The 23,217-nt window shown below is 73.8% G+C and carries 2 protein-coding genes; both read left to right on the top strand.

Going from position 1 to position 23,217, the window contains the following annotated elements; genetic code table 11:
• Positions 1-48 precede the first annotated feature (48 nt).
• Positions 49-12,375, top strand: a complete 12,327-nt coding sequence (locus tag CRV15_RS28055) for a type I polyketide synthase (RefSeq protein WP_009995034.1) — start codon at positions 49-51, stop codon at positions 12,373-12,375.
• A gap of 46 nt (positions 12,376-12,421) precedes the next feature.
• Positions 12,422-23,212 (top strand): type I polyketide synthase, encoded by a 10,791-nt coding sequence (locus CRV15_RS28060; protein WP_003959183.1) that lies wholly within the window; start codon positions 12,422-12,424, stop codon positions 23,210-23,212.
• Positions 23,213-23,217 lie beyond the last annotated feature (5 nt).

Below are 23,217 nucleotides of genomic sequence, written 5' to 3' on the forward strand. Positions count from 1 at the left end.
CCGAGCCCGCCTCCCGCCGACTCCGCGCACAAAAGGTGACGATGCACGGTGAATGATGACAAGCTCCGGGACTACCTCAAACGGGTGGCCGCCGATCTCCACCGGACCCGGCAGCGCCTCGGCGAGGCCGAGGCCAGGGAGCGGGAACCCGTCGCGATCACCGCGATGAGCTGCCGCTACCCCGGCGGGGTGGAGACACCCGAGGACCTGTGGCGGCTGGTCTCATCGGGCACTGACGCGATCACCCCGTTCCCCACCGACCGCGGCTGGGACCTGACAGCCCTCAACGGCCCCGAGTCCGGCCCCGGTTCCGCCCCCGGGCACCCCGGAACGAGCCACGCCGCCGAGGGCGGCTTCCTCCATGACGCCGCCGCGTTCGACCCCGCCTTCTTCGGGATCTCCCCGCGCGAAGCCCTCGCGATGGACCCGCAGCAGCGGCTGCTGCTTGAGACCTCCTGGGAGGCGTTCGAACGGGCCGGTATCGACCCGCACACCCTGCGGGGCAGCCGCACCGGCGTGTTCGCGGGCGTGATGTACCAGGACTACGCCGTCCGCCTCCGCCAGGTCCCCGACGACATCCGGGGCTATCTCGGCAACGGCAGCTCCGACAGCGTGGCGTCCGGCCGGGTCGCCTACGTCCTCGGCCTGGAGGGACCGGCGGTCTCCGTCGACACCGCCTGCTCCTCCTCCCTCGTCGCCCTCCATCTGGCCTGCCAGGCCCTGCGGCAGGGCGACTGCGTCCTCGCCCTCGCGGGCGGCGCCATGGTGATGTCGACACCTGTGCCCTTCGTCGAGATGAGCCGCCAGCGCGGCCTGGCGCCCGACGGCCGGTGCAAGTCGTTCTCCGCCTCCGCCGACGGCACCGGCTGGGGCGAGGGTGTCGGGATGCTGCTGCTGGAACGGCTGTCCGACGCCCGCCGCAACGGTCATCCGGTCCTGGCGGTGATCCGTGGCTCCGCCGTCAACCAGGACGGCGCCAGCAGCCGCCTCACCGCCCCCAGCGGCCCCTCCCAGCAACGCGTCATCCGCGCCGCCCTCGCCGCCGCCCGGCTGACCCCCGCCGATGTCGACGTCGTCGAGGCCCACGGCACCGGCACCCCCCTCGGCGACCCCGTCGAGGCCCAGGCGCTCCTGGCCACCTACGGCCGGGACCACAGCGCCGCCCGGCCGCTGCTGCTCGGTTCGCTGAAGTCGAACATCGGCCACACCCAGGCCGCCGCGGGCGTCGGCGGTGTCATCAAGATGGTGCTGGCCATGCGGCACGGCGTGGTACCGCCCACCCTGCACGCCGACGACCCCACCCCCCAGGTCGACTGGTCCTCCGGCACCGTGCGGCTCGTCACCGGGGCGACCCCGTGGCCGGACACCGGGCGCCCCCGCCGCGCCGCGGTCTCCTCCTTCGGCGTCAGCGGCACCAACGGGCACGTCATCCTCGAACAGCCCGCCCCCGAACCCGCTGCCGAAGGTCTCGAAGCGGAACCGACCCCGCCGTCCGACACCGACACCGACACCGGCACCGGCGCCCGCAGCGACCCCGGCACGGCCCCGGGCACCCCCCTGCCCTGGGTGATCTCCGGCCGCAGCGCAGCCGCCCTGCGCGCCCAGGCGGGCGCGCTCCGGACCTGTCTGGAACACACCCCCGGCCCCCGCCCGCTGGACGCCGCCTGGACCCTGGCGACCGCGCGCGCCGCCCACGAACACCGTGCCGTGCTCGCCACCGCCGACCGGCCCACCCTGCTGCACTGGCTGGAGACGCTGGCCACGGGCACCGACGCCCTGCCCCATGGACCGGCACGCCCCGGCGAGGCCGTCGCCTTCGTCTTCCCCGGCCAGGGTGCCCAGTGGCCCGGTATGGGCGGTGAGCTTCTGGACAGTTCACCGGTGTTCGCCGCCTCGTTGGTGGCGTGTGCGGACGCTCTGGGGCCGTATGTCGACTGGTCGCTTCTCGATGTCGTCCGTGGTGCGGTGGGTGCGCCCGGTCTCGACCGGGTGGACGTCGTCCAACCCGCCCTGTTCGCCGTGATGGTCTCCCTCGCCGCACTGTGGCGCTCGTACGGAGTGGAACCCGACGCCGTCACCGGCCACAGCCAGGGCGAGATCGCCGCCGCGTACGTGGCGGGTGCCCTGTCCCTGGAGGACGCCGCCCGGGTCGTCGCCCTGCGCGCCAAGGCCCTGCGCGCCCTCACCGGACACGGCGGCATGGCCGCCGTCTCCCTCCCCGCCGCCCGCGTACGCGAACGTCTCGCCCCCTGGGACGGCAGGATCGCGGTCGCCGCCGTCAACGGCCCCGCGTCCGTCACGGTCTCCGGCGACCCCGGCGCACTCGCCGCCCTCCTCGCCGCCCTCCGCGCCGACGGCGTACGCGCCCGCCCCGTCCCCGTCGACTACGCCTCGCACAGCCCGCACGTCGAAGCCGTACGCGAGGAACTGCTGACAGCCCTGGACGGCATCGCACCGCGCCCCGGAGACATCCCCCTCTACTCCGCCGTCACCGGCGGCCTCCTCGACACCACCACCCTGGACGCCGCCCACTGGTACCGCAACCTCCGGGCCACCGTCGAGTTCGAGCAAGTCACACGGGCCCTCCTCGCCGACGGTCACCATGTCCTCCTGGAGGTCGGCCCGCACCCGGTCCTCACCACAGCCCTCCAGGACACCATCGACGCCACCGGCACCGGCACCGGCACCGGCACCGCCACCGGCACCGACGCGATCGTCACCGGCACCCTGCGCCGCGACGACGGCGGTCCCCGACGGTTCCTGACCGCCCTCGGCGAACTCCACACACGGGGCGTCCCCGTCGACTGGACACCCGCCTTCGACGGCCTCCGCCCCCGCCGCGTCGACCTGCCCACCTACGCCTTCCAACGGCAGCGCTACTGGCTGGAGGAGTCCGGCACCCCCGGCGGCGACCCGGCCTCGATCGGGCTCGCCCCCTCGGAGCACCCCCTGCTCGGTGCCGTCGTCGCACTCGCCGACAGCGACGGACTGCTGTTCACCGGACGGCTCTCGCCGCAGACCCACCCCTGGCTCGCCGACCACGCCGTCCGGGGCAGCGCCCTCCTGCCCGGTACCGCCTTCCTCGAACTGGCCGTCCTCGCCGGGGACCGCACCGGCTGCGCCCGCGTCGACGAACTCACCCTCGAAGCGCCCCTGGTGCTCCCACGCCACGGCGGCGTCGCCCTGCGGCTGTCCGTCGGAGCCCCCGGCGACGACGGCACCCGCCGCCTCACCCTGCACTCCCGGCCCGACACCCCCGACATCTCCGATACCCCCGACACCCTCGACACCCCCGACAACGACGCGCCGTGGACCCGGCACGCGAGCGGAACCCTCGCCCCCGGCACACCGCCCCCGTCTCCGCCGGCCGACCTGACGGTCTGGCCACCCACCGGTGCCGAGCCGGTCGCCGTCGACGGCGTGTACGAACGTTTCGCCGCCGCCGGGTTCGTCTACGGCCCGGTCTTCCAGGGCCTCACCGCCGCCTGGCGCCACGGCGACACCCTCTACGCGGAGGCCGCGCTCCCCCCGGAACACCACCCCTCCGCCCCCCTCTTCGCCCTCCACCCGGCCCTCCTGGACGCAGCCCTCCACATCACGGGCCTCACCGATCCGGCTGCGCCCCCCGAAGCGGCCGAGGACCCCACCGCCACCGGAGCCACGGACGGCCCCAGCGGTGGCCGAATGCCGTTCAGTTGGACCGGGGTCACCCTGCACGCGTCCGGCGCCACCACGCTCCGCGTCCGGCTGACACCCATCGGCGAGGACGCCTTCGCCCTCCACGCCGCCGACACCACGGGCCGCCCGGTCGCCTCCGTCGAGGCCCTGGCGCTGCGCCCCGCCCCCACCCAGGCCCCGCCCGCCACGGCACGCGCACACCACGACTCCCTCTTCCGGGTCGAGTGGGTCACCGCCCCCCGCGCACCGCTCCCCACAGGCACCGCCTGGGCCGTCCTCGGCACCGGGGACACCGCCCTGCCGACGCTCCCCGACACGCTCACAGCAGCCGGAGCAGCCGTCACCACCCACCCCGGCCCCGCCGCCCTGGCAGCCGCACTCGACGCCGGTCCGCCCGCACCCGGCCTCGCGTTCCTGCCCCTGCTCCCCACGCCCCGCAGCGCCCCGGAACCCGCGGACGGAAGCCACGACGGCGACGGGACCCACGAGGTCCACGAGGTCCACGACGCCGTCCACCGCACCCTGGAGACCCTGCGGACCTGGCTCGCCGACGAACGGCTCGCCGCCACCGGCCTGGTGCTCGTCACCAGGGGAGCGGTCTCCGCGACCCCCGGTGAGGGCCCCGCCGACCTCGCCCACAGCGCCGTATGGGGCCTGGTGCGCTCCGCCCAGTCCGAGCACCCCGGCCGGTTCGTCCTCCTCGACCTGGACCCGGACCCCGACCACCGACCGGACGGCCCGGCCCTCGCCGCCGCCCTCGCGTCGGACGAACCCCAACTCGCCGTCCGCGGCACCACGCCCCTCGTGCCCCGCCTCACCCGAGCCGCAGCCGACAACCCACCCACCCCTCACTCCAACCCCATCGACCCCACCGGTACCGTTCTTGTCACCGGCGGCACCGGACTCCTCGGCTCCCTCGTTGCCCGCCATCTGGTCACCCGGCACGGCGTCCGCCACCTGCTCCTGGTCGGCCGCCGCGGTCCCGCCGCCCCCGGTGCAGCGGAACTCACGGCGGAACTCACCGCGCTCGGCGCCCACACCACCGTCGCCGCCTGCGACGTCTCCGACCGCGCCGCACTCGCGGCCCTCCTCACGACGCTCCCCGAGGCCCACCCCCTGACAGCGGTCGTGCACACCGCGGGCACCCTGGACGACGGCGTCATCTCCTCCCTCACCCCCGAACGGATGGACACGGTCCTGCGCCCCAAGGCCGACGCCGCACTCCATCTGCACCACCTCACCCAGGACCTGCCACTGTCCGCGTTCGTCCTCTTCTCCTCCGCCGCAGGCACCTTCGGCGGCCCCGGACAGGCCAACTACGCCGCCGCCAACGCCTTCCTGGACGCCCTCGCCCAGCGCCGCAGCGCCGACGGCCTCCCCGCCCACTCCCTCGCCTGGACCCTGTGGGAACAGCGCTCAGCCCTCACCGAACGACTCGACGACGCCGACACGCGCCGCCTGGCCCGCTCGGGCATGCCCGCCCTCACCACCGCACAGGGGCTCACCCTCTTCGACGCCGCCCTCACCACCGACGAACCCGCCCTCGTACCCCTGCGGCTGGACACCCGCGCCCTGCGCTCCCGAGCCACGCACGAGCCCGTCCCCCCGCTGCTCCGGGCACTGGTCCGCACCCCCGCCCGGCGGTCCGCAGCCGCCGAGCACCCGGCGGCGGCCGACAGCCATCCGCTGCCCCGGCGCCTCGCCGCCCTCCCCGCGCCGGAACGTCTGCGCACCCTCACCCGACTGGTGTGCGCCCAAGCGGCCTCCGTCCTCGGCCACGCCCCCGGCGACACGGTCGAACCCGACCGGGCCTTCCGCGACCTCGGCTTCGACTCCCTGGCCGCCGTCGCCCTCCGCAACCGCCTCGGCGAGATCACCGGCCTGCGCCTGCCCGCCACCCTCGTCTTCGACCACCCTGCGCCCGCCGCCCTCGCCGCACATCTGCGTGACCGCCTCACCGGCCTCCCGCCCCGCACTCCCGCCCGCATCACCCCCCACCCTGTACCGGACGCCGCCGAACCGGTCGCCGTCGTCGCGATGGGCTGCCGCTTCCCCGGCGCGGTCCGCACCCCGGAGGAGCTGTGGGAGCTGATCGCCTCCGGCACCGACGCCATCGCGCCCTTCCCCACCGACCGGGGCTGGGACCTCGACGCGCTCTACCATCCCGACCCCGCGCACCCCGGAACCTCCTCCGTCCGCGAAGGCGGCTTCCTCGCCGCAGCCGCGGACTTCGACGCCGCGTTCTTCGGTATCTCGCCCCGCGAGGCCCTCGCGATGGACCCGCAGCAGCGGCTGCTCCTGGAGATCACCTGGGAGGCGATCGAACGCGCGGGCATCGACCCGGCCACGCTGCGGGGCACGGACACCGGAGTGTTCATCGGCCTCATGCAGCAGGACTACGCCGTCCGGCTGCTGCCGCACATCCCCGAGGACATCGAGGGCTTCCTCGGCACCGGCAACTCCGGCAGCGTCGTCTCCGGCCGCATCGCCTACACCTTCGGCCTCGAAGGCCCCGCCCTCACCATCGACACCGCCTGCTCCTCCTCCCTCGTCGCCCTGCACACGGCGGTGCAGTCGCTGCGCCGCGGCGAATGCGGCCTGGCGCTCGCCGGGGGTGTCACCGTGATGTCCAGCCCCGAACTCTTCGTCGAGTTCAGCCGCCAGGACGGCCTCGCCTCCGACGGCCGCTGCAAATCCTTCGCGGACGCGGCCGACGGCACCGGCTTCGGCGAAGGAGCGGGACTCCTGCTGCTGGAACGGTTGTCGGACGCGCGGCGCAATGGTCATCCGGTGCTCGCGGTGGTCCGTGGTTCCGCTGTCAACCAGGACGGTGCCTCGAACGGTCTCACCGCGCCCAATGGGCCGTCCCAGCAGCGGGTGATCCGCGCGGCACTGGCCGACGCGGGACTGACCGCCGCCGACATCGACGCCGTGGAGGCGCACGGCACCGGAACACGGCTCGGTGACCCGATCGAGGCGCAGGCGTTGCTGGCGGCTTACGGTCAGGGGCGTTCGGCGGGTCGGCCGTTGTGGCTGGGTTCGCTGAAGTCGAATATCGGCCACACCTCGGCCGCTGCCGGTGTGGGTGGTGTGATGAAGATGGTGCTGGCGTTACGGAACGGGGTGCTGCCGAGGACCCTGCATGTGGATGAGCCGACCCGCCGCGTGGACTGGTCGGCGGGCGAGGTGCGGCTGCTCGCGGAGGCCCGTCCCTGGGACGGCACGGCGGGACCCCGGAGGGCCGGGGTGTCGTCCTTCGGCGTCAGCGGGACCAACGCCCATGTTGTTCTGGAAGAGGTTCCTGAGGTGTCTGTGTCTGGTGTTTCGGGGCGTTCTTGTGGGGTTGGGGTGGTGCCGTGGGTGTTGTCGGGGAGGAGTTCTGAGGCTTTGTGCGCGGTGGGTGCGCGTCTGCTGGAGCGGGTGGTGTGTGCGGATGCTCCGGCTGCGGTGGATGTGGGCCTGTCCCTGACCGGACGCACAGCCCTCACCCACCGGGCGGTGGTGGTGGGTGGTCGGGGGGAGTTGCTGTCGGGTCTGCGGGCGCTGGCGGGTGGGGAGGTGTGTGCGTCGGTGGTCGCGGGGACGGCTCCGGCATCGGGTGTCCGGGCGGTGTTTGTGTTTCCGGGTCAGGGTTCGCAGTGGGTGGGGATGGCGTGTGAGCTGCTTGATGTCTCGCCTGTCTTTGCGGCTCGGATGGGGGAGTGTGAGCGGGCTCTGGGGCGGTTTGTCGACTGGTCGTTGACGGGGGTGGTGCGGTCGGGTGTGGGGCTGGGTCGGGTGGATGTGGTGCAGCCGGTGTTGTGGGCGGTGATGGTGTCGCTGGCGGCGGTGTGGCGTGCGTATGGGGTGGTGCCGGCTGCGGTGGTGGGTCATTCGCAGGGTGAGATCGCGGCGGCTGTGGTGGCGGGCGGGCTGTCGCTGGAGGACGGGGCGAGGGTGGTGGCGCTGCGGAGCCGGGCTATCGCGTCGCTGGCGGGTGAGGGCGGGATGGTGGCGGTCTCTCTCCCGGTGGGGGAGGTGGAGCGTCTGATCGGTGGCTGGGAGGGGCGGTTGTCGGTGGCGGCGGTCAATAGCCCGTCGTCGGTGGTGGTGTCCGGTGACTCGGATGCGCTGGCCGGATTGCTGGTGTTGTGCGGGGCGGAGGGGGTGAGGGCGCGTCGTGTCGAGGTGGACTACGCGTCGCATTCGGCCCGGGTGGAGCGGATCGAGGGCAGGGTCGTTGATGCTTTGCGGGATCTGATGCCTGCCGGGGGTGGGGTGCCGCTGTTCTCGACGGTGACGGGTGGCTGGCTGGACACGTCGTCGATGGATGGCGCGTACTGGTACGCCAATCTGCGCCGTACGGTGGGTTTTGAGTCTGCGGTGCGGGCGTTGGCGGCGGAGGGGTTTGGTCCGTTTGTTGAGGTGAGTCCGCATCCGGTGCTGGCGGTGGCGGTGGAGGAGACTCTGGAGGCGGCGGGGTCGTCCGTCCCGGTGATCGGTACCTTGAGGCGGGACGAGGGCGGCATGGACCGGCTCCTCACATCTCTCGGTCAGGCGTGGGTGCACGGTCTGCCGGTGGACTGGTCACCGGTGTTCGCGGACACCGGCGCCACCGGGGTCGACCTCCCCACCTACCCCTTCCAGCGCGAACGCTTCTGGCTGGACGCCCCGACGCCCACCCGGGACATCGCCTCCGCCGGTCTCGGGACCACCGGTCATCCTCTTCTGGGGGCGGCGGTGGAGGTCGCGGAGACCGGTGAACTGCTCCTCACCGGCCGTATATCGCTCCGCACCCACCCCTGGCTCGCCGACCACACCGTCTCCGACACCACCCTGCTCCCCGGCACCGCCTTCCTGGAACTGGCACTGCGCGCCGGTGACGAGGCCGGATGCGCCCTTGTGGACGAACTCACCCTGACGACCCCCCTCGTCCTGCCCGCCGAGGGCGCCGTCCACCTCCAAGTGCGCCTCGGCACCCCCGACGGGAACGGCAGCCGCACCCTCAGCCTCTTCTCCCGGCCCGAACACGCCACGCCGTGGACCCCGCACGCCACCGGCCACCTCACCCCCGCACCCCCGCAGCAAGGCCCCACCCTCATCATCTGGCCACCCCCCGGAGCCGAACCCGTCGACGTGACCGGCCTGTACGAGCGGTTCGCCGCCGCCGGACACCACTACGGCCCTGCGTTCCAGGGCATCCGCGCCGCCTGGCGCCACGGTGACGAGATCCTCGCCGAACTCGCCCTCGACGAGCGCAGACACGCCGACGTGCCCGGACACGTCCTCCACCCCGCACTCCTGGACGCGGCCCTCCAGACCGCCGCGCTCCTGCCCGGCCGGGACGCCGCCGCCCTGCTGCCGTTCAGTTGGACCGACGTGACCGCCCGGGCCACCGGGGCCACCACCCTGCGCACCCGCCTCACGGCCAACGGCCCGGAGGCCGTCACGCTCACCGCATACGACCTCACCGGGCAGGAAGTCCTCTCGGCGGGCTCGCTCGCCCTGCGTCCCCTGACCACCGACGGCCTCCGCCCCACTGCCCCCGGCCCCGACGGACTCCACCGCTTGGAATGGGTCCCCGTCCCCGTTCCAGAAAACGCGGAGTCCACCGGCACGGAGTGGGGCGTCCTCGGTGCCCCCTTGCGGGACGCCGCCACCGGCGCCCTGTCCTGGCCGGGACTCGACGCCCTTCGCGCCGCACCGGACCGCTCCGTTCCCCCGCTCGTCCTCGCGGAGTGCCCACGCTCCGCCGGCCAGCCGGAGCACGGCACAGACCGGCCGGGGACAGACCAGCCGGGGATGGACCAGCCAGGGACGGACCGGCCGGAGGACGAGGCCGGACGGTTGCGCATCACTACCGCCGACTGCCTCGCCCTGATACAGGCATGGCTGGCGGAGGAACAGCAGACCGGATCGACGCTGGTCCTCCTCACCCATGGGGCCGTCAGCACCGGACCCGGCGACCGGGTCGCCGACTGGACGCAGTCCGGCGTCTGGGGCCTGCTGCGCAGCGCGCAGACCGAACACCCGGGCCGCTTCGCGCTCGTGGACGTCGACGGCCACGCGGCCTCGCTGAACGCCCTCTCCGCAGCGCTGCCCCTGGCGTTGGCCGCAGGCGACCACCAGCTCGCGGTGCGCGCCGGTGAGGCCCTGGTGCCCCGGCTGATGTCCGGCCCCCCGCGAGACACCCTGGCGCCGCCACCGACGCAGAGGCCCATGAACCACCCCATGGAGGAGCCCGGGAAACAGCCCCGGAAGGAATTCAGGGAGAAATTCAGGGAGGAACCCGGGAAGAGCCCGGAGAGCGAGCCGGGGGAGCGGGAGCGGGCCGCCTGGCGCATCGACCGCTCCGGCCCCGGCTCCGTCGCCGGGCTGACCGCCGTGCCCGCGCCCGCCGCCCTGGCACCACTCGCCGACGGCCAGGTCCGCGTCGCCGTCCGCGCCGCCGGGCTGAACTTCCACGACGTGGTGGCCTCCCTCGGCCTCGACCCCGACCATCCGTCCATCGGCAGCGAAGGCGCGGGTGTCGTCGTCGAGACCGGGCCCGGGGTCGCTGACCTCGCCCCCGGGGACCGGGTGATGGGTGTCTTCGGCGGCGCGTTCGGCCCGACCGCCGTCGCCGACCGGCGCACACTCGCCCGAATCCCCCAGGGCTGGTCCTTCGCCCAGGCCGCGTCCGTGCCGATCGCCTTCCTCACCGCCTCCTACGCCCTGTTCGACCTGGGTGGTCTGCGGCGCGGCCAGAGCGTCCTCGTCCACGCGGCGGCGGGGGGCGTCGGGATGGCCGCCGTCCAACTCGCCCGGCACACGGGCGCAGAGGTGTTCGGCACGGCGAGCCCGGAGAAGTGGGACGCCCTGCGCTCCGGCGGCCTGGACGACGCCCACCTGGCGTCCAGCCGCACGACGGAGTTCGCGGACCGCTTCCTGGACACCACCGGCGGTCGTGGGGTCGACCTCGTCCTCGACAGCCTCGCCCGGGAGTTCGTCGACGCGTCCTTGGAACTGCTGCCCCGGGGCGGCCGGTTCGTCGAGATGGGCAAGACCGACATCCGCGACGCGGCCGAGGTCGCGCGCGACCACCCCGGCGTCCACTACCGGGCCTTCGACCTGATGGAGGCCGGCCCCGACCGTATCGGCGCCCTCCTCACCGATGTGCTCGACCTGTTCGAACGAGGCGTGCTCACCCCATCGCCCCTCACCTGCTGGGACATCCGGCACGCCCCCCGGGCCTTCCGCCGTCTCGCGCGGGCCCGGCACATCGGCAAGAACGTGCTGACCGTCCCCGCCCCCCTCGACCCCGACGGCACCGTCCTCGTCACCGGCGGAACCGGCACCCTCGGCGGCCTTGTCGCCCGCCACCTGGCCACCGTCCACGGCGTACGCCACCTCCTGCTCACCGCCCGTCGCACCCCCGCCGACGACACCCTTGTACGCGAACTCGCCGACGCGGGCGCCCACGCCACCGTCGTCGCCTGCGACGTCACCGACCGCACCGCCCTGTCCCGGCTGCTGGCAGACATCGACCCGGAACACCCCCTCACCGCCGTCGTCCACGCCGCAGGCGCACTCGACGACGGCGTGCTCACCTCCCTCACCCCCGAGCGGCTCGACCGGGTGCTGCGCCCCAAGGCCGACGCCGCGCTCGCCCTGCACGAACTGACCCGCGACACCGACCTCGCGGCGTTCGTCCTCTTCTCCTCCGGCGCCGCCCTGCTCGGCACCGCGGGACAGGCCGGATACGCAGCCGCGAACGCCGCACTCGACGCCCTCGCCGCACGGCGCCGTGCCGAAGGACTGCCCGCGGTCTCCATCGCCTGGGGCCTGTGGGAGGAACGCAGCGCCCTGACCGCACGACTGGTGGACGCGGACCTGGACAGAACGGCCCGCGGCGGCTTCGGCGCACTGACCACGGCCGAGGCCCTGACCCTCTTCGACGCGGCCCTGCGCACGGAACAGTCCCATGTCCTGGCCGCCAAGATCGACACGGTCGCGCTCGGCGCCGCCCGCCGGGCCGGGGCCCCGCTCCCCGCGCTGCTCGGACACCTGGGCCGCGCCCCCCGGCGCGCGCCGGCCACACCTGCGGCACCGGTCGGCCCCGCGTTCGCCGACCGGCTCGCGGCCCTCTCCCCGACCGAGGCCCAGGGAGCCCTGCTCGACCTCGTACGGGGCCACGCCGCCGCCGTCCTCGGCCACTCCTCGGCCCGCCTCATCGGCGCCGGCCGCCCGTTCAAGGAGCTGGGATTCGACTCCCTCACCGGCGTCGAACTCCGCAACCGACTGGCCGCCACGACCGGCGAACGGCTGCCCGCCGCCCTCGTCTTCGACCATCCCACCCCCGAGACGCTGGCCCGGTACCTCGCCGGCAGACTGCTGACCGGCGCCCCGCCGACCCCCACCGGACCGTCCACCCCCACCGGACCGTCCACCCCCACCGGCCCATCCACCCTCACCGGGCCGGGCGGTCCCACCGGGCCGTTCGGGGCCGACGGTCTCGACCGGCTCGAAGCGCTCGTCGCCGAACTGTCCACGGCGGGCCCTGAGGGCGCCGGCGCCCGCGCCGAGCTGGCCCGGCTGCTGCGCGCCGGCCTCTCCCGGCTGGAGTCCCCGGCGGAGAACACCGGACCCGGCGACGGTCCGGACCCGGCGGACGCCATCGAGTCCGCCACCAACGAGGAGATCTTCGATCTGATCGACAAGGAGCTGGGCATCTCGTGACCCCCGTACGGATCGTGACGGCCGGCCGGAGCGACGGAGGAACCCGGTGAACGAGACAGCGAACGCGCACAACAACGAACACGCGAATGCGAACGAGCGGAAACTGCGCGACTACCTCAATCGTGTCACCATCGACCTGCGCGACACCCGCCGCAGACTGCGGGATACCGAGGCCAGGCACCAGGAGCCCATCGCCGTCGTCTCGATGAGCTGCCGCTTCCCCGGCGGCGTCCGCACCCCCGAAGAACTCTGGGACCTCCTGGTCGCGGGCCGCGACACGGTGACCGGCGTCCCCGGCGACCGGGGCTGGGACACCGAACGGCTGCACGCGGGCGGCGTCCCCTGCCGGGGCGCGTTCATCGACGGCGCCGCCGACTTCGACGCCGACTTCTTCGCCGTCTCCCCGCACGAGGCCGTCGCCATGGACCCGCAGCAACGGCTGCTTCTCCAGGCCGCCTGGGAGGCCGTCGAACGCGCCGGCATCGACCCTGCCGCTCTGCGCACCACCCGCACCGGAGTGTTCGCCGCCGCCATCGACCAGGGCTACGCGCAACTGGGCACCGGTGCCCCCGACACCGTCCAGGGCTTCCTGATGACGGGCAACTCGATGAGCGTCATGTCCGGGAGGGTGGCCTACGCCCTGGGACTCGAAGGCCCCGCCGTCACCGTCGACACCGCGTGCTCGGCCTCCCTCGTCGCCCTCCACCAGGCGGCACGGGCCCTGCGCGCGGGGGAGTGCGTGCTCGCCCTGGTCGGCGGGGTGACGGTGATGTCCCGGCCGTCCGTGTTCACCGAGTTCAGCCGCCAGGGCGCCATGTCCGCCGACGGCCGCTGCAAACCGTTCTCCGCCTCCGCCGACGGCACGGGCTGGGGCGAGGGCGTCGGGATGCTGCTGCTGGAACGGTTGTCGGATGCGCGCCGCAATGGTCATCCGGTGCTCGCGGTGGTCCGTGGTTCCGCTGTCAACCAGGACGGTGCCTCGAACGGTCTCACCGCGCCCAATGGGCCGTCCCAGCAGCGGGTGATCCGCGCCGCGCTGGCCGACGCGGGACTGACCGCCGCCGACATCGACGCCGTGGAGGCGCACGGCACCGGAACACGGCTCGGCGACCCCATCGAGGCCGACGCCCTGCTCGCGACCTATGGACGCGACCGCCCCACCGACCATCCACTGTGGGTGGGTTCCGTCAAGTCCAATATCGGCCACACCCAGGCCGCCGCCGGGATCGCGGGTGTCATCAAGACGGTGCTCGCCCTGCGCCACGGACTGCTCCCGCGCAGCCTCCACATCACCGAGCCGACACCGCACGCCGACTGGACGGCGGGCTCCGTCGCGCTCCTCACCGAGGCCAGGCCCTGGCCCGGAAGCGGCAGGCCGCGCCGGGCAGGCGTCTCCTCGTTCGGCATGAGCGGCACCAACGCCCACGTCATCGTCGAACAGGCGCCCCCGAACGGTGCAGCCGACGGGCCGGACGGCGCCGACGGGACGGGCGAGGACGGCCGGGAGCCCGAGGGCCCCGCAACCGCCCCGGACGGCTGGACGGCCGTCCCCTGCGTCCTCTCGGGCCGCACCGCCGCCGCCCTTCGAGATCAGGCCATACGTCTCGACGCCCGCCTCGCGGCCGACCCCGCAGCCCGCACCGCCGACATCGGCTTCTCCCTCGCCACGACCCGCACCGCCTTCGAACACCGCGCCGTCGTCCTGGCCGCCGGCCCCGCGGAACTCCGCGCCGGGGCTGCCGCGCTGACCCGGGCGGAGGGCGCGACCGGTGACCAGCCCCACGTCGGCAGCGGTACCGGCCCAAGCACTGGCCCAAGCACCGGCCCAGGGGCCGGACCACGGAACGAACAACAGAACGGGCAGCGGAACAAGTCATGGAACAAGCCGCAGGACGGGACGAGTGCGGCGACGGTGGTGATCACGGGCTGCACCGCACCGCACCCCCGCCGCGTGGCCCTGGTCTTCCCCGGTCAGGGTGGTCAGTGGCCGGGTATGGGCAGTGAGCTTCTGGACAGTTCACCGGTGTTCGCCGCCTCGTTGGTGGCGTGTGCGGACGCCCTGGCGCCATATGTCGACTGGTCGCTTCTCGATGTCGTCCGTGGTGCGGTGGGTGCGCCCGGTCTCGACCGGGTGGACGTCGTCCAGCCCGCCCTGTTCGCCGTGATGCTGTCGCTGGCGGAGCTGTGGCGCTCCTGGGGAGTGGAACCCGATGCCGTCGTCGGCCACAGTCAGGGCGAGATCGCCGCCGCCGTGGTGGCCGGAGCGCTGTCCCTGGAGGACGGGGCGAAGGTCGTCGCGCTGCGCAGCCGGGCGATCGCCTCACTGGCCGGAAAGGGCGGCATGGTCTCCCTCGCCCTGCCCCGCGACCGCGCGGAGAAGGAGATCGCCCCCTGGGGCGGCCGGATCGCGGTCGCCGCCGTCAACGGCCCCGCCGCCGTGGTGGTCTCCGGCGACCGCGAGGCCCTCGACCTGCTCCTGGCCGCCTGCGGGCCACGTGGCATCCGGGCCCGGGACCTCCCCGTCGACTACGCCTCCCACTCGGTCCACGTCGAACGCGTCCGGGACGAGCTGCTGACCGCCCTCACCGGGATCACCCCCCGGTCGGCCCGGATACCGCTGTACTCCACGGTCACCGGGGACCGGCTGGACACCGCCACGATGGACGCCGGGTACTGGTACCGGAACCTCCGCCGGACCGTACGGTTCGACACCGCCGTGCGCGCCCTCCTCCGGCAGGGCCACGACACCTTTGTGGAGGTCTCCCCGCACCCGGTCCTCACCGTCCCCGTCGCGGACACAGCCGATGACGCAGCCGAGGACACGGGCGCCGAGGACACCGCCGCAGAAGCCACAGAAGCCGCAGGAGCCGTAGGAACCGCCACCACCGTCGTCACCGGCACCCTGCGCCGCGACGAGGGTGACCTGCGCCGCGCCCTGACCTCGGCGGCCGAACTGTGGGTCCACGGCACCCCGGTGGACTGGCACAGGGTCTTCGACGGCTCCGGGGCCCGCCGCGTCGACCTGCCCACCTACCCCTTCCAACAGCGCCGCCACTGGCTGGAACCCAGCGCGCCCGACACCGTGGGGACCACCGAGGACAGTGCCTTCTGGGACCTCGTGGAACGCGACGACCTGACCGGGGCCGCCGACGCCCTCGCCGTCGACACCGGCCCCCTCGGTCAGGTGCTCCCCGCCCTGCGCACCTGGCGCACACGCCACCGCGAGACCTCCGCCGCCGACACCTGGCGCTACCGCGTCGACTGGCAGCCCCTGCCCGACCCACCGGCCACCACCCTCACCGGCACCTGGCTCGTCCTCCTCCCCACCGGACACACCACCCGCCCGACGGCATCGGCAGCCGCCCGCGCCCTCACCGAACACGGCGCCGACGTCCTCACCGCCGAGGCCGGGCCGGGAATCCTCACCACAGGGGATGCCGAGCACAACGGCGAAGGCAGCCGCGCGGGCGACGACGACAGCCGGTTCCGGCTCGCCGCCACGATCGAAGCGGCCTGCGGTGAACGTTCCCTGAGCGGTGTCCTGTCGCTGCTGGCGCTCGACAGCCGCCCCCACCCCCGTCACCCCGCGCTGCCCACCGGAACCGCCCTCACTCTTGTCCTTGTCCAGGCCCTGGGCGACCTCGGGGTCACCGCACCCCTGTGGTGTGTGACCACAGGCGCCGTCTCCACCGGCCCCGACGACCCGCTCACGGCACCGGACCAGGCCCTTGTCTGGGGCACCGGCATGGTCGCCGCCCTCGAACACCCGGCGCGCTGGGGCGGCCTCGTCGATCTGCCCCCGCAGCCCGACCACCGGACCCGTGAACGCCTGTGCGCGGCGCTCTCCCGGGTGACCACCGGGGGGACCGGGGCCGGGACCGGGACCGAGGACCAGCTCGCGATACGCCCTGCCGGCCTGCTGGCCCGCCGCCTGGTCCGCGCACCCCGCCGTACTCCCCGCAGCGGACACCCGTGGCAGCCCCGTGGCACGGTCCTGCTGACCGGTGGCACCGGTGCGATCGGCCCGCACATCGCCCGCTGGCTGGCCCGCGGCGGCGCCGACCACCTCGTCCTGCCCGGCCGCCGGGGCGCGGAGGCGCCCGGCGCGGCGGAACTCTCCACGGAGCTGGCCGGACACGGCACCCGCCTCACCTTCCCCGTCTGCGACCTCGCCGACCGCGAACAGACCGAACGGCTGCTTGCCGGACTCGAAGCGCAGGGCACCCCCGTCACCGCCGTCGTCCACGCCGCGGCCCGGATCGCCCTCGCCCCCCTCGACACCGTCTCCGTCGCGGAGTTCGCCGACACGGTCGCCGCCAAAGCCGCCGGAGCACGTCACCTCGACGCCCTCCTCGACCGCGAACTGGACGCGTTCGTCCTCTTCTCCTCGATCGCGGGAGTCTGGGGCAGCGGCGACCACGGCGCCTACTCGGCCGCCAACGCCTACCTGGACGCCCTGGCCCACCGCCGCCGCGGACGCGGCCTGACCGCCACCACCGTCGACTGGGGCGTCTGGCGGCCCCGCACCCACCGGCCACCCGCCGACGCGGGGTCCGACCTCTTCAACCTCGAAGAACACGGGGTCCCCCGCATCGACCCCGAACGCGCCATAACCGCCCTCCAGCAGATCCTGGACGACGACGAAACCCACCTCGCGGTCGCCGACGTGGACTGGGAACGCTTCGCCCCCGTCTTCACCTCCAGCCGCCCCAGCCCCCTGATCCACGGCGTCCCCGAGGCCCGCCGCGCCCTGTCCGCCCCGCCGTCCGCCGCCCCGGCACCCGCCGCCTCCGCGCTCCGTGAACGCCTCACCGCACTCCGCCCCGCCGACCGCTCCCGTCTGCTGCTCGACCTCGTCCGCGGCCACGCCGCCGCCGTCCTCGGCCACGACTCCACCGAGGCCGTACCACCGGGCAGGGCCTTCCAGGAGCTGGGCTTCGCCTCACTGACCGCCGTGGAACTGCGCAACCGGCTCACCACCGCCACCGGTCTGCGGCTGCCCTCCACCCTGGTCTACGACCACCCCTCCGCCACCGCGCTCGCCGCCCACCTCGCCACCCTCCTGCTGGACGGCATCGACAGCACCCCGCCCCCCGGTGACGGGACCGCCCCGGTACCGAATGGCAGCCAACAGGACGACAGCCAACAGGGCGACAGAGAACGGGGCGGCAGGCATCGGGACGACCCCGTCGCGATCGTCTCCATGGGCTGCCGCCTCCCCGGGGGCATCACCACCCCCGATCAGCTCTGGAAACTGCTCGTCGACCAAGGCGACGCGATCTCCACGTTCCCGACGGGCCGCGGCTGGGACCTGGACGAGCTGTACGACCCTGACCCCGACCACCCCGGCACGGTCACCACCCGCCACGGTGGTTTCCTCCACGACGCCGACCTCTTCGACGCCGCTTTCTTCGGCGTCTCGCCCCGCGAGGCCGTCGCGATGGACCCGCAGCAGCGGCTGCTCCTGGAGACCACGTGGGAGGCGATCGAACGCGCGGGCATCGACCCCACGGCCCTGCGCGGCAGCCGCACCGGCGTCTTCACCGGCGTCAACTACAGCGACTACGCCTCCGCCGTGGCCCGCTCCGCCCAGGGCGACGGACACCTTCTCACCGGCAGCGCCCCCAGCGTGGTTTCCGGCCGGGTCGCCTACACCCTCGGCCTGGAGGGGCCCGCGATCACCGTCGACACCGCCTGCTCCTCCTCGCTGGTCGCCCTGCACCTCGCAGTCCGCGCGCTGCGCGCGGGTGACTGCTCGCTCGCCCTGGTCGGCGGAGTGACCGTCATGTCCACCCCCGGCGCGCTTGTCAGCTTCTCCCGTCAGCGGGGGCTCGCCGCCGACGGCCGGTGCAAGGCGTTCGCGGACAGTGCCGACGGCATGGGCATGAGCGAGGGAGCCGGTGTCCTCCTCGTCGAACGGCTCTCGGATGCGCGCCGCAACGGTCATCCGGTGCTCGCGGTGGTCCGTGGTTCCGCTGTCAACCAGGACGGTGCCTCGAACGGTCTCACCGCGCCCAATGGGCCGTCCCAGCAGCGGGTGATCCGCGCGGCGCTCGCTGACGCGGGGCTGTCCGCGGCGGATGTCGACATGGTGGAGGCGCACGGCACTGGAACCACCCTCGGTGACCCGATCGAGGCGCAGGCGTTGCTGGCGACCTATGGTCAGGGGCGTTCGGCGGGTCGGCCGTTGTGGTTGGGTTCGCTGAAGTCGAATATCGGCCACACCCAGGCCCTGTCGGGCGTCGCCGGGGTGATGAAGACCGTACTGGCCCTGCGCCACGCCCGGATACCGGCGACACTCCACGCCGACCGCCCCACGGCCCACGTCGACTGGACCCAGCGCGCCGTGGCTCTCGCCACCGACTCGACACCCTGGCCGGACACCGGAAGACCGCGCCGGGCGGGTGTCTCCTCCTTCGGCCTGAGCGGGACGAATGTCCATGTTGTTTTGGAAGAGGTCCCTGAGGTGTCTGTGTCTGGTGTTTCGGGGCGTTCTTGTGGGGTTGGGGTGGTGCCGTGGGTGTTGTCGGGGAGGAGTTCTGAGGCTTTGTGCGCGGTGGGTGCGCGTCTGCTGGAGCGGGTGGTGTGTGCGGATGCTCCGGCTGCGGTGGACGTGGGCCTGTCCCTGACCGGACGCACAGCCTTCACCCACCGGGCCGTCCTCGTCGGCGACGACCGGAGTCTTCCGTCAACCCTGGAGGAGTGGTCGAACGGTGGCTTCCCCGCCCGTTGCGTCAGCGGTGTCCAAGTCACTGATCCCCGGGTGGTGTTTGTGTTTCCGGGTCAGGGGTCGCAGTGGGTGGGGATGGCGTGTGAGCTGCTTGATGTCTCGCCTGTCTTTGCGGCTCGGATGGGGGAGTGTGAGCGGGCTCTGGGGCGGTTTGTCGACTGGTCGTTGACGGGGGTGGTGCGGTCGGGTGTGGGGCTGGGTCGGGTGGATGTGGTGCAGCCGGTGTTGTGGGCGGTGATGGTGTCGCTGGCGTCGGTGTGGCGTGGGTTTGGGGTGGTGCCTGCTGCGGTGGTGGGTCATTCGCAGGGGGAGATCGCGGCGGCGGTGGTGGCGGGTGCGCTGTCGCTGGAGGACGGGGCGAGGGTGGTGGCGCTGCGGAGCCGGGCTATCGCGTCGCTGGCGGGTGAGGGCGGGATGGTGGCGGTCTCTCTCCCGGTGGGGGAGGTGGAGCGTTTGATCGGTGGCTGGGAGGGGCGGTTGTCGGTGGCGGCGGTCAACAGCCCGTCGTCGGTGGTGGTGTCCGGTGACTCGGATGCGCTGGCCGGATTGCTGGTGCTGTGCGGGGCGGAGGGGGTGAGGGCGCGCCGTGTCGAGGTGGACTACGCCTCGCACTCGGCCCGGGTGGAGCGGATCGAGGCTGAGATCCGGACGGCTCTGGAGGGGGTGACACCGGTCCGGGGCGGGGTGCCGTTGTTCTCGACGGCGATGGACGCCTGGCTGGACACCTCGGTGATGGGCGGCGCGTACTGGTATGCGAATCTGCGTCGTACGGTGGGTTTTGAGTCTGCGGTGCGGGCGTTGGCGGCGGAGGGGTTTGGTCCGTTTGTTGAGGTGAGTCCGCATCCGGTGCTGGCGGTGGCGGTGGAGGAGACTCTGGAGGCGGTGGGGTCGTCCGTCCCGGTGATCGGTACCTTGCGGCGGGACGAGGGCGGCATGGACCGTCTGCTGTTGTCTCTCGGTCAGGCGTGGGTGCACGGTCTGCCGGTGGACTGGTCACCGGTGTTCGCGGGCACCGGTGCCACCGGGGTCGACCTCCCCACCTACCCCTTCCAACACCAGTCCTACTGGGCCATGCCGGACCCCGCTATCAGCGGCGGCGGTCTGGTGGCCGCCGGTCTCGGGACCACCGGTCATCCTCTTCTGGGGGCGTCGGTGGCGGTCGCGGAGACCGGTGAACTGCTCCTCACCGGCCGGATATCGCTCCGCACCCACCCCTGGCTCGCCGACCACACCGTTTCCGACACCACCCTGCTCCCCGGCACCGCGTTCGTCGAGCTGGCTGTGCGCGCCGGTGACGAAGCGGGCTGTCCCGTTCTGGAGGAGTTGACTCTCCAGACCCCGCTTGTCCTGCCCGCCACCGGCGGCTTACAGCTTCAGCTGCGGGTCGGTGCGCCCGACGGGACGGGTCGCCGTTCCGTCGACATCTTCTCCCGCCCGGAAGCCGCCCCGGAAGTCGTTCCGGCAGCCCCGTCCACCCCCTCCACCCCACCTGGCTCGGCCGTCCCGAGCCCTCCGAGCCCACTGAGTCCTTTGGGCCCGCCGAGCCCCCCGGGTTCCCTGGACTTTCCAGACTTCCCGTGGACGGTGCATGCCACCGGCGTCCTGACGCGGGAGCCCGCCAACGAGGCACCGCCCCCGGAGGACGGGATCTGGCCACCGCCCGGAGCCGAACCCGTCGACGTGACCGGCCTGTACGAGCGGTTCGCCGCCGCCGGACACCACTACGGCCCGGCGTTCCAGGGCATCCGCGCCGCCTGGCGCCGTGACGGCGAGATCTTCACCGAGGTAGGGCTGCCGCAGGACCAGCACACCGGAGCAGCCGGGTTCAATCTGCATCCCGCCCTCCTCGACGCCGCGCTCCAGGGCCTGTGGCTCACCGCGGACGGTTCGGAACCGGACACGGAGAAACCCGGCACCGTACGCCTGCCCTTCTCCTGGACCGGTGTGACCCTGCATGCGTCGGGCGCCACCGGCCTGCGCGTCCGCCTGGACGGGGCAGCCGGAGGGCCGGTGTCGTTCTCCGCGAGCGACCCCTCCGGCCGCCCGGTGGTCACCGTCGCCGGGCTCGTGGCCCGCCCCGTCGATCCGGCCGCCCTGCGAGCCCCCCGAGCCCCTGCCCATGACTCCCTCTTCCGCCTGGAGTGGACCCCGGTACCCGCTGCGGCCGTCGGCCACCCGCCGGCCGCCGACCGGTGGGCCGCTCTCGGCCCCGAAGGGCTGCTGCCGTGCACCCACCCGGACCTGGCAGCCCTCACCGACGCCCTCGCACGGGGCTCGTCCGTTCCCGACGCGGTACTCGTGCCCTGCCGCACGGACGGGGACGACGCCGGAGCCGTACGGGCCGCCGTGCGGGACGCGCTGACGCTCCTCCAGAGCTGGGTGTCCGACGACCGGTTCGCCGACACACGGCTGGTGTTCGTCACCACCGGGGCCGTCCGGGCCGTACCGGGTGACCCCGTGACCGATCTCGGTGCCGCAGCCGTACGCGGACTCGTCCGCTCCGCCCAGTCTGAGTACCCCGGCCGTTTCGTTCTGGTCGACGCGCCGGACCAGGAGGCCCTGCTCGCTCTGCTGCCCGCAGCTCTGGGACTGGCCGAGCCGCAGTTGGCCGTCAGGGGCGGACGGCTGCTCGCCGCCCGCCTGGCCCGGGTACCCGCCCCTGACAGCACCGCCTCCGACACCACCCCCGCGGACGGCACCACTCCTGGCGGCGCCGCCCCGGACACTCCGTTCCACCCGGACGGCACCGTGCTCGTCACCGGCGCGGGCGGCGCCCTCGGCGGACTGGTGGCCCGCCACCTCGCGGCCGCACACGGCGTACGCCGTCTGCTGCTCGCGGGCCGCCGCGGCGCACGGACACCGGGCGCACCCACCCTCCTCGCGGATCTCGAAGCCCTGGGCGCACACGCCGAGTTCGCCACGTGCGACGTCGCCGACCGGACCGCAGTGGCGGAGCTGCTGGCCCGCGTCCCCGGGGAACACCCCCTGACCGCGGTCGTGCACGCCGCCGGGGCGCTCGACGACGGCACCCTCGCGGCACTGACCTCCGAACGGATCGACCATGTCCTGTGCCCCAAGGCCGACGCCGCGCTCCATCTGCACGAGCTGACCAAGCACCTGCCGCTGTCCGCGTTCGTCCTGTTCTCCTCCGCCGCGGGCATCATCGGCAACGCGGGACAGGCCAACTACGCGGCGGCCAACGCCTTCCTGGACGCTCTCGCCCACTGCCGCCGCGCCGAAGGACTGCCGGCGCAGTCACTGGCATGGGGCCTGTGGGAACGGCGCGGCGGCATGACGGGAACCCTCGACGCGGCCGGTCTGCGGCGGATGACCCGGGGCGGCGTGTCCGCGCTGTCCGACGCCGAGGGCCTGGCCCTGTTCGACACGGCCCTGCGCCTGGACGACGCCCTCCTCGTCCCCGTCCGGCTGCGGCCCGGCGCAGCGTCCGGCCCCGTACCACCGCTGCTGCGCGGTCTCGTCCGGGGCGGCCCCGCCCGGCGGACGGCCGCCGGAGCGGGCCCGGCCGGTGCGGTGCCGCTGCGCGCGCAGCTCGCGGTCCTGGGCACACAGGAGCGGCTGGAACGGCTCGTGGACCTGGTCCGGGCGAGGGCGGCCGATGTCCTCGGATACACCGACGCCGGTGCGATCGACCCGGAGCGTGCCTTCAAGGAACTCGGGTTCGACTCGCTGACCGCGGTCGACCTGCGCAACCGGTTGAACGCGGAGACGGGTCTGCGACTGCCCGCCACCCTGGTCTTCGACCATCCGTCACCGACGGCCGTCGCCGCTTTCGTGGCGGCCCGGCTGGCACCACCCGCCCCCGGACCCGCCACCCCGGCCGGTGACGAAAACGACCCCGTCCTCCGGCAGCGGCTCGCCGCGATCCCACTGTCCCGGCTGCGTGCCGCCGGCCTGCTGGACGCCCTGCTCCGGCTGACGGGCCCGGACCGCCCGGCGGAGCACGACGCGACGGGCCCGGCGCTCGCTCCGGCGGATGTCCAGGATGCCTTGGACGTCCCGCAGACCCCGGACACCCCGGACGCGATCAGGGCCATGGCGGTGGACGACCTCGTCCGCCTGGCACTCGGTGGTGGCGAACGTGTCTGACCTGC

The organism is Streptomyces clavuligerus (assembly GCF_005519465.1).
GTDB lineage: Bacteria > Actinomycetota > Actinomycetes > Streptomycetales > Streptomycetaceae > Streptomyces > Streptomyces clavuligerus.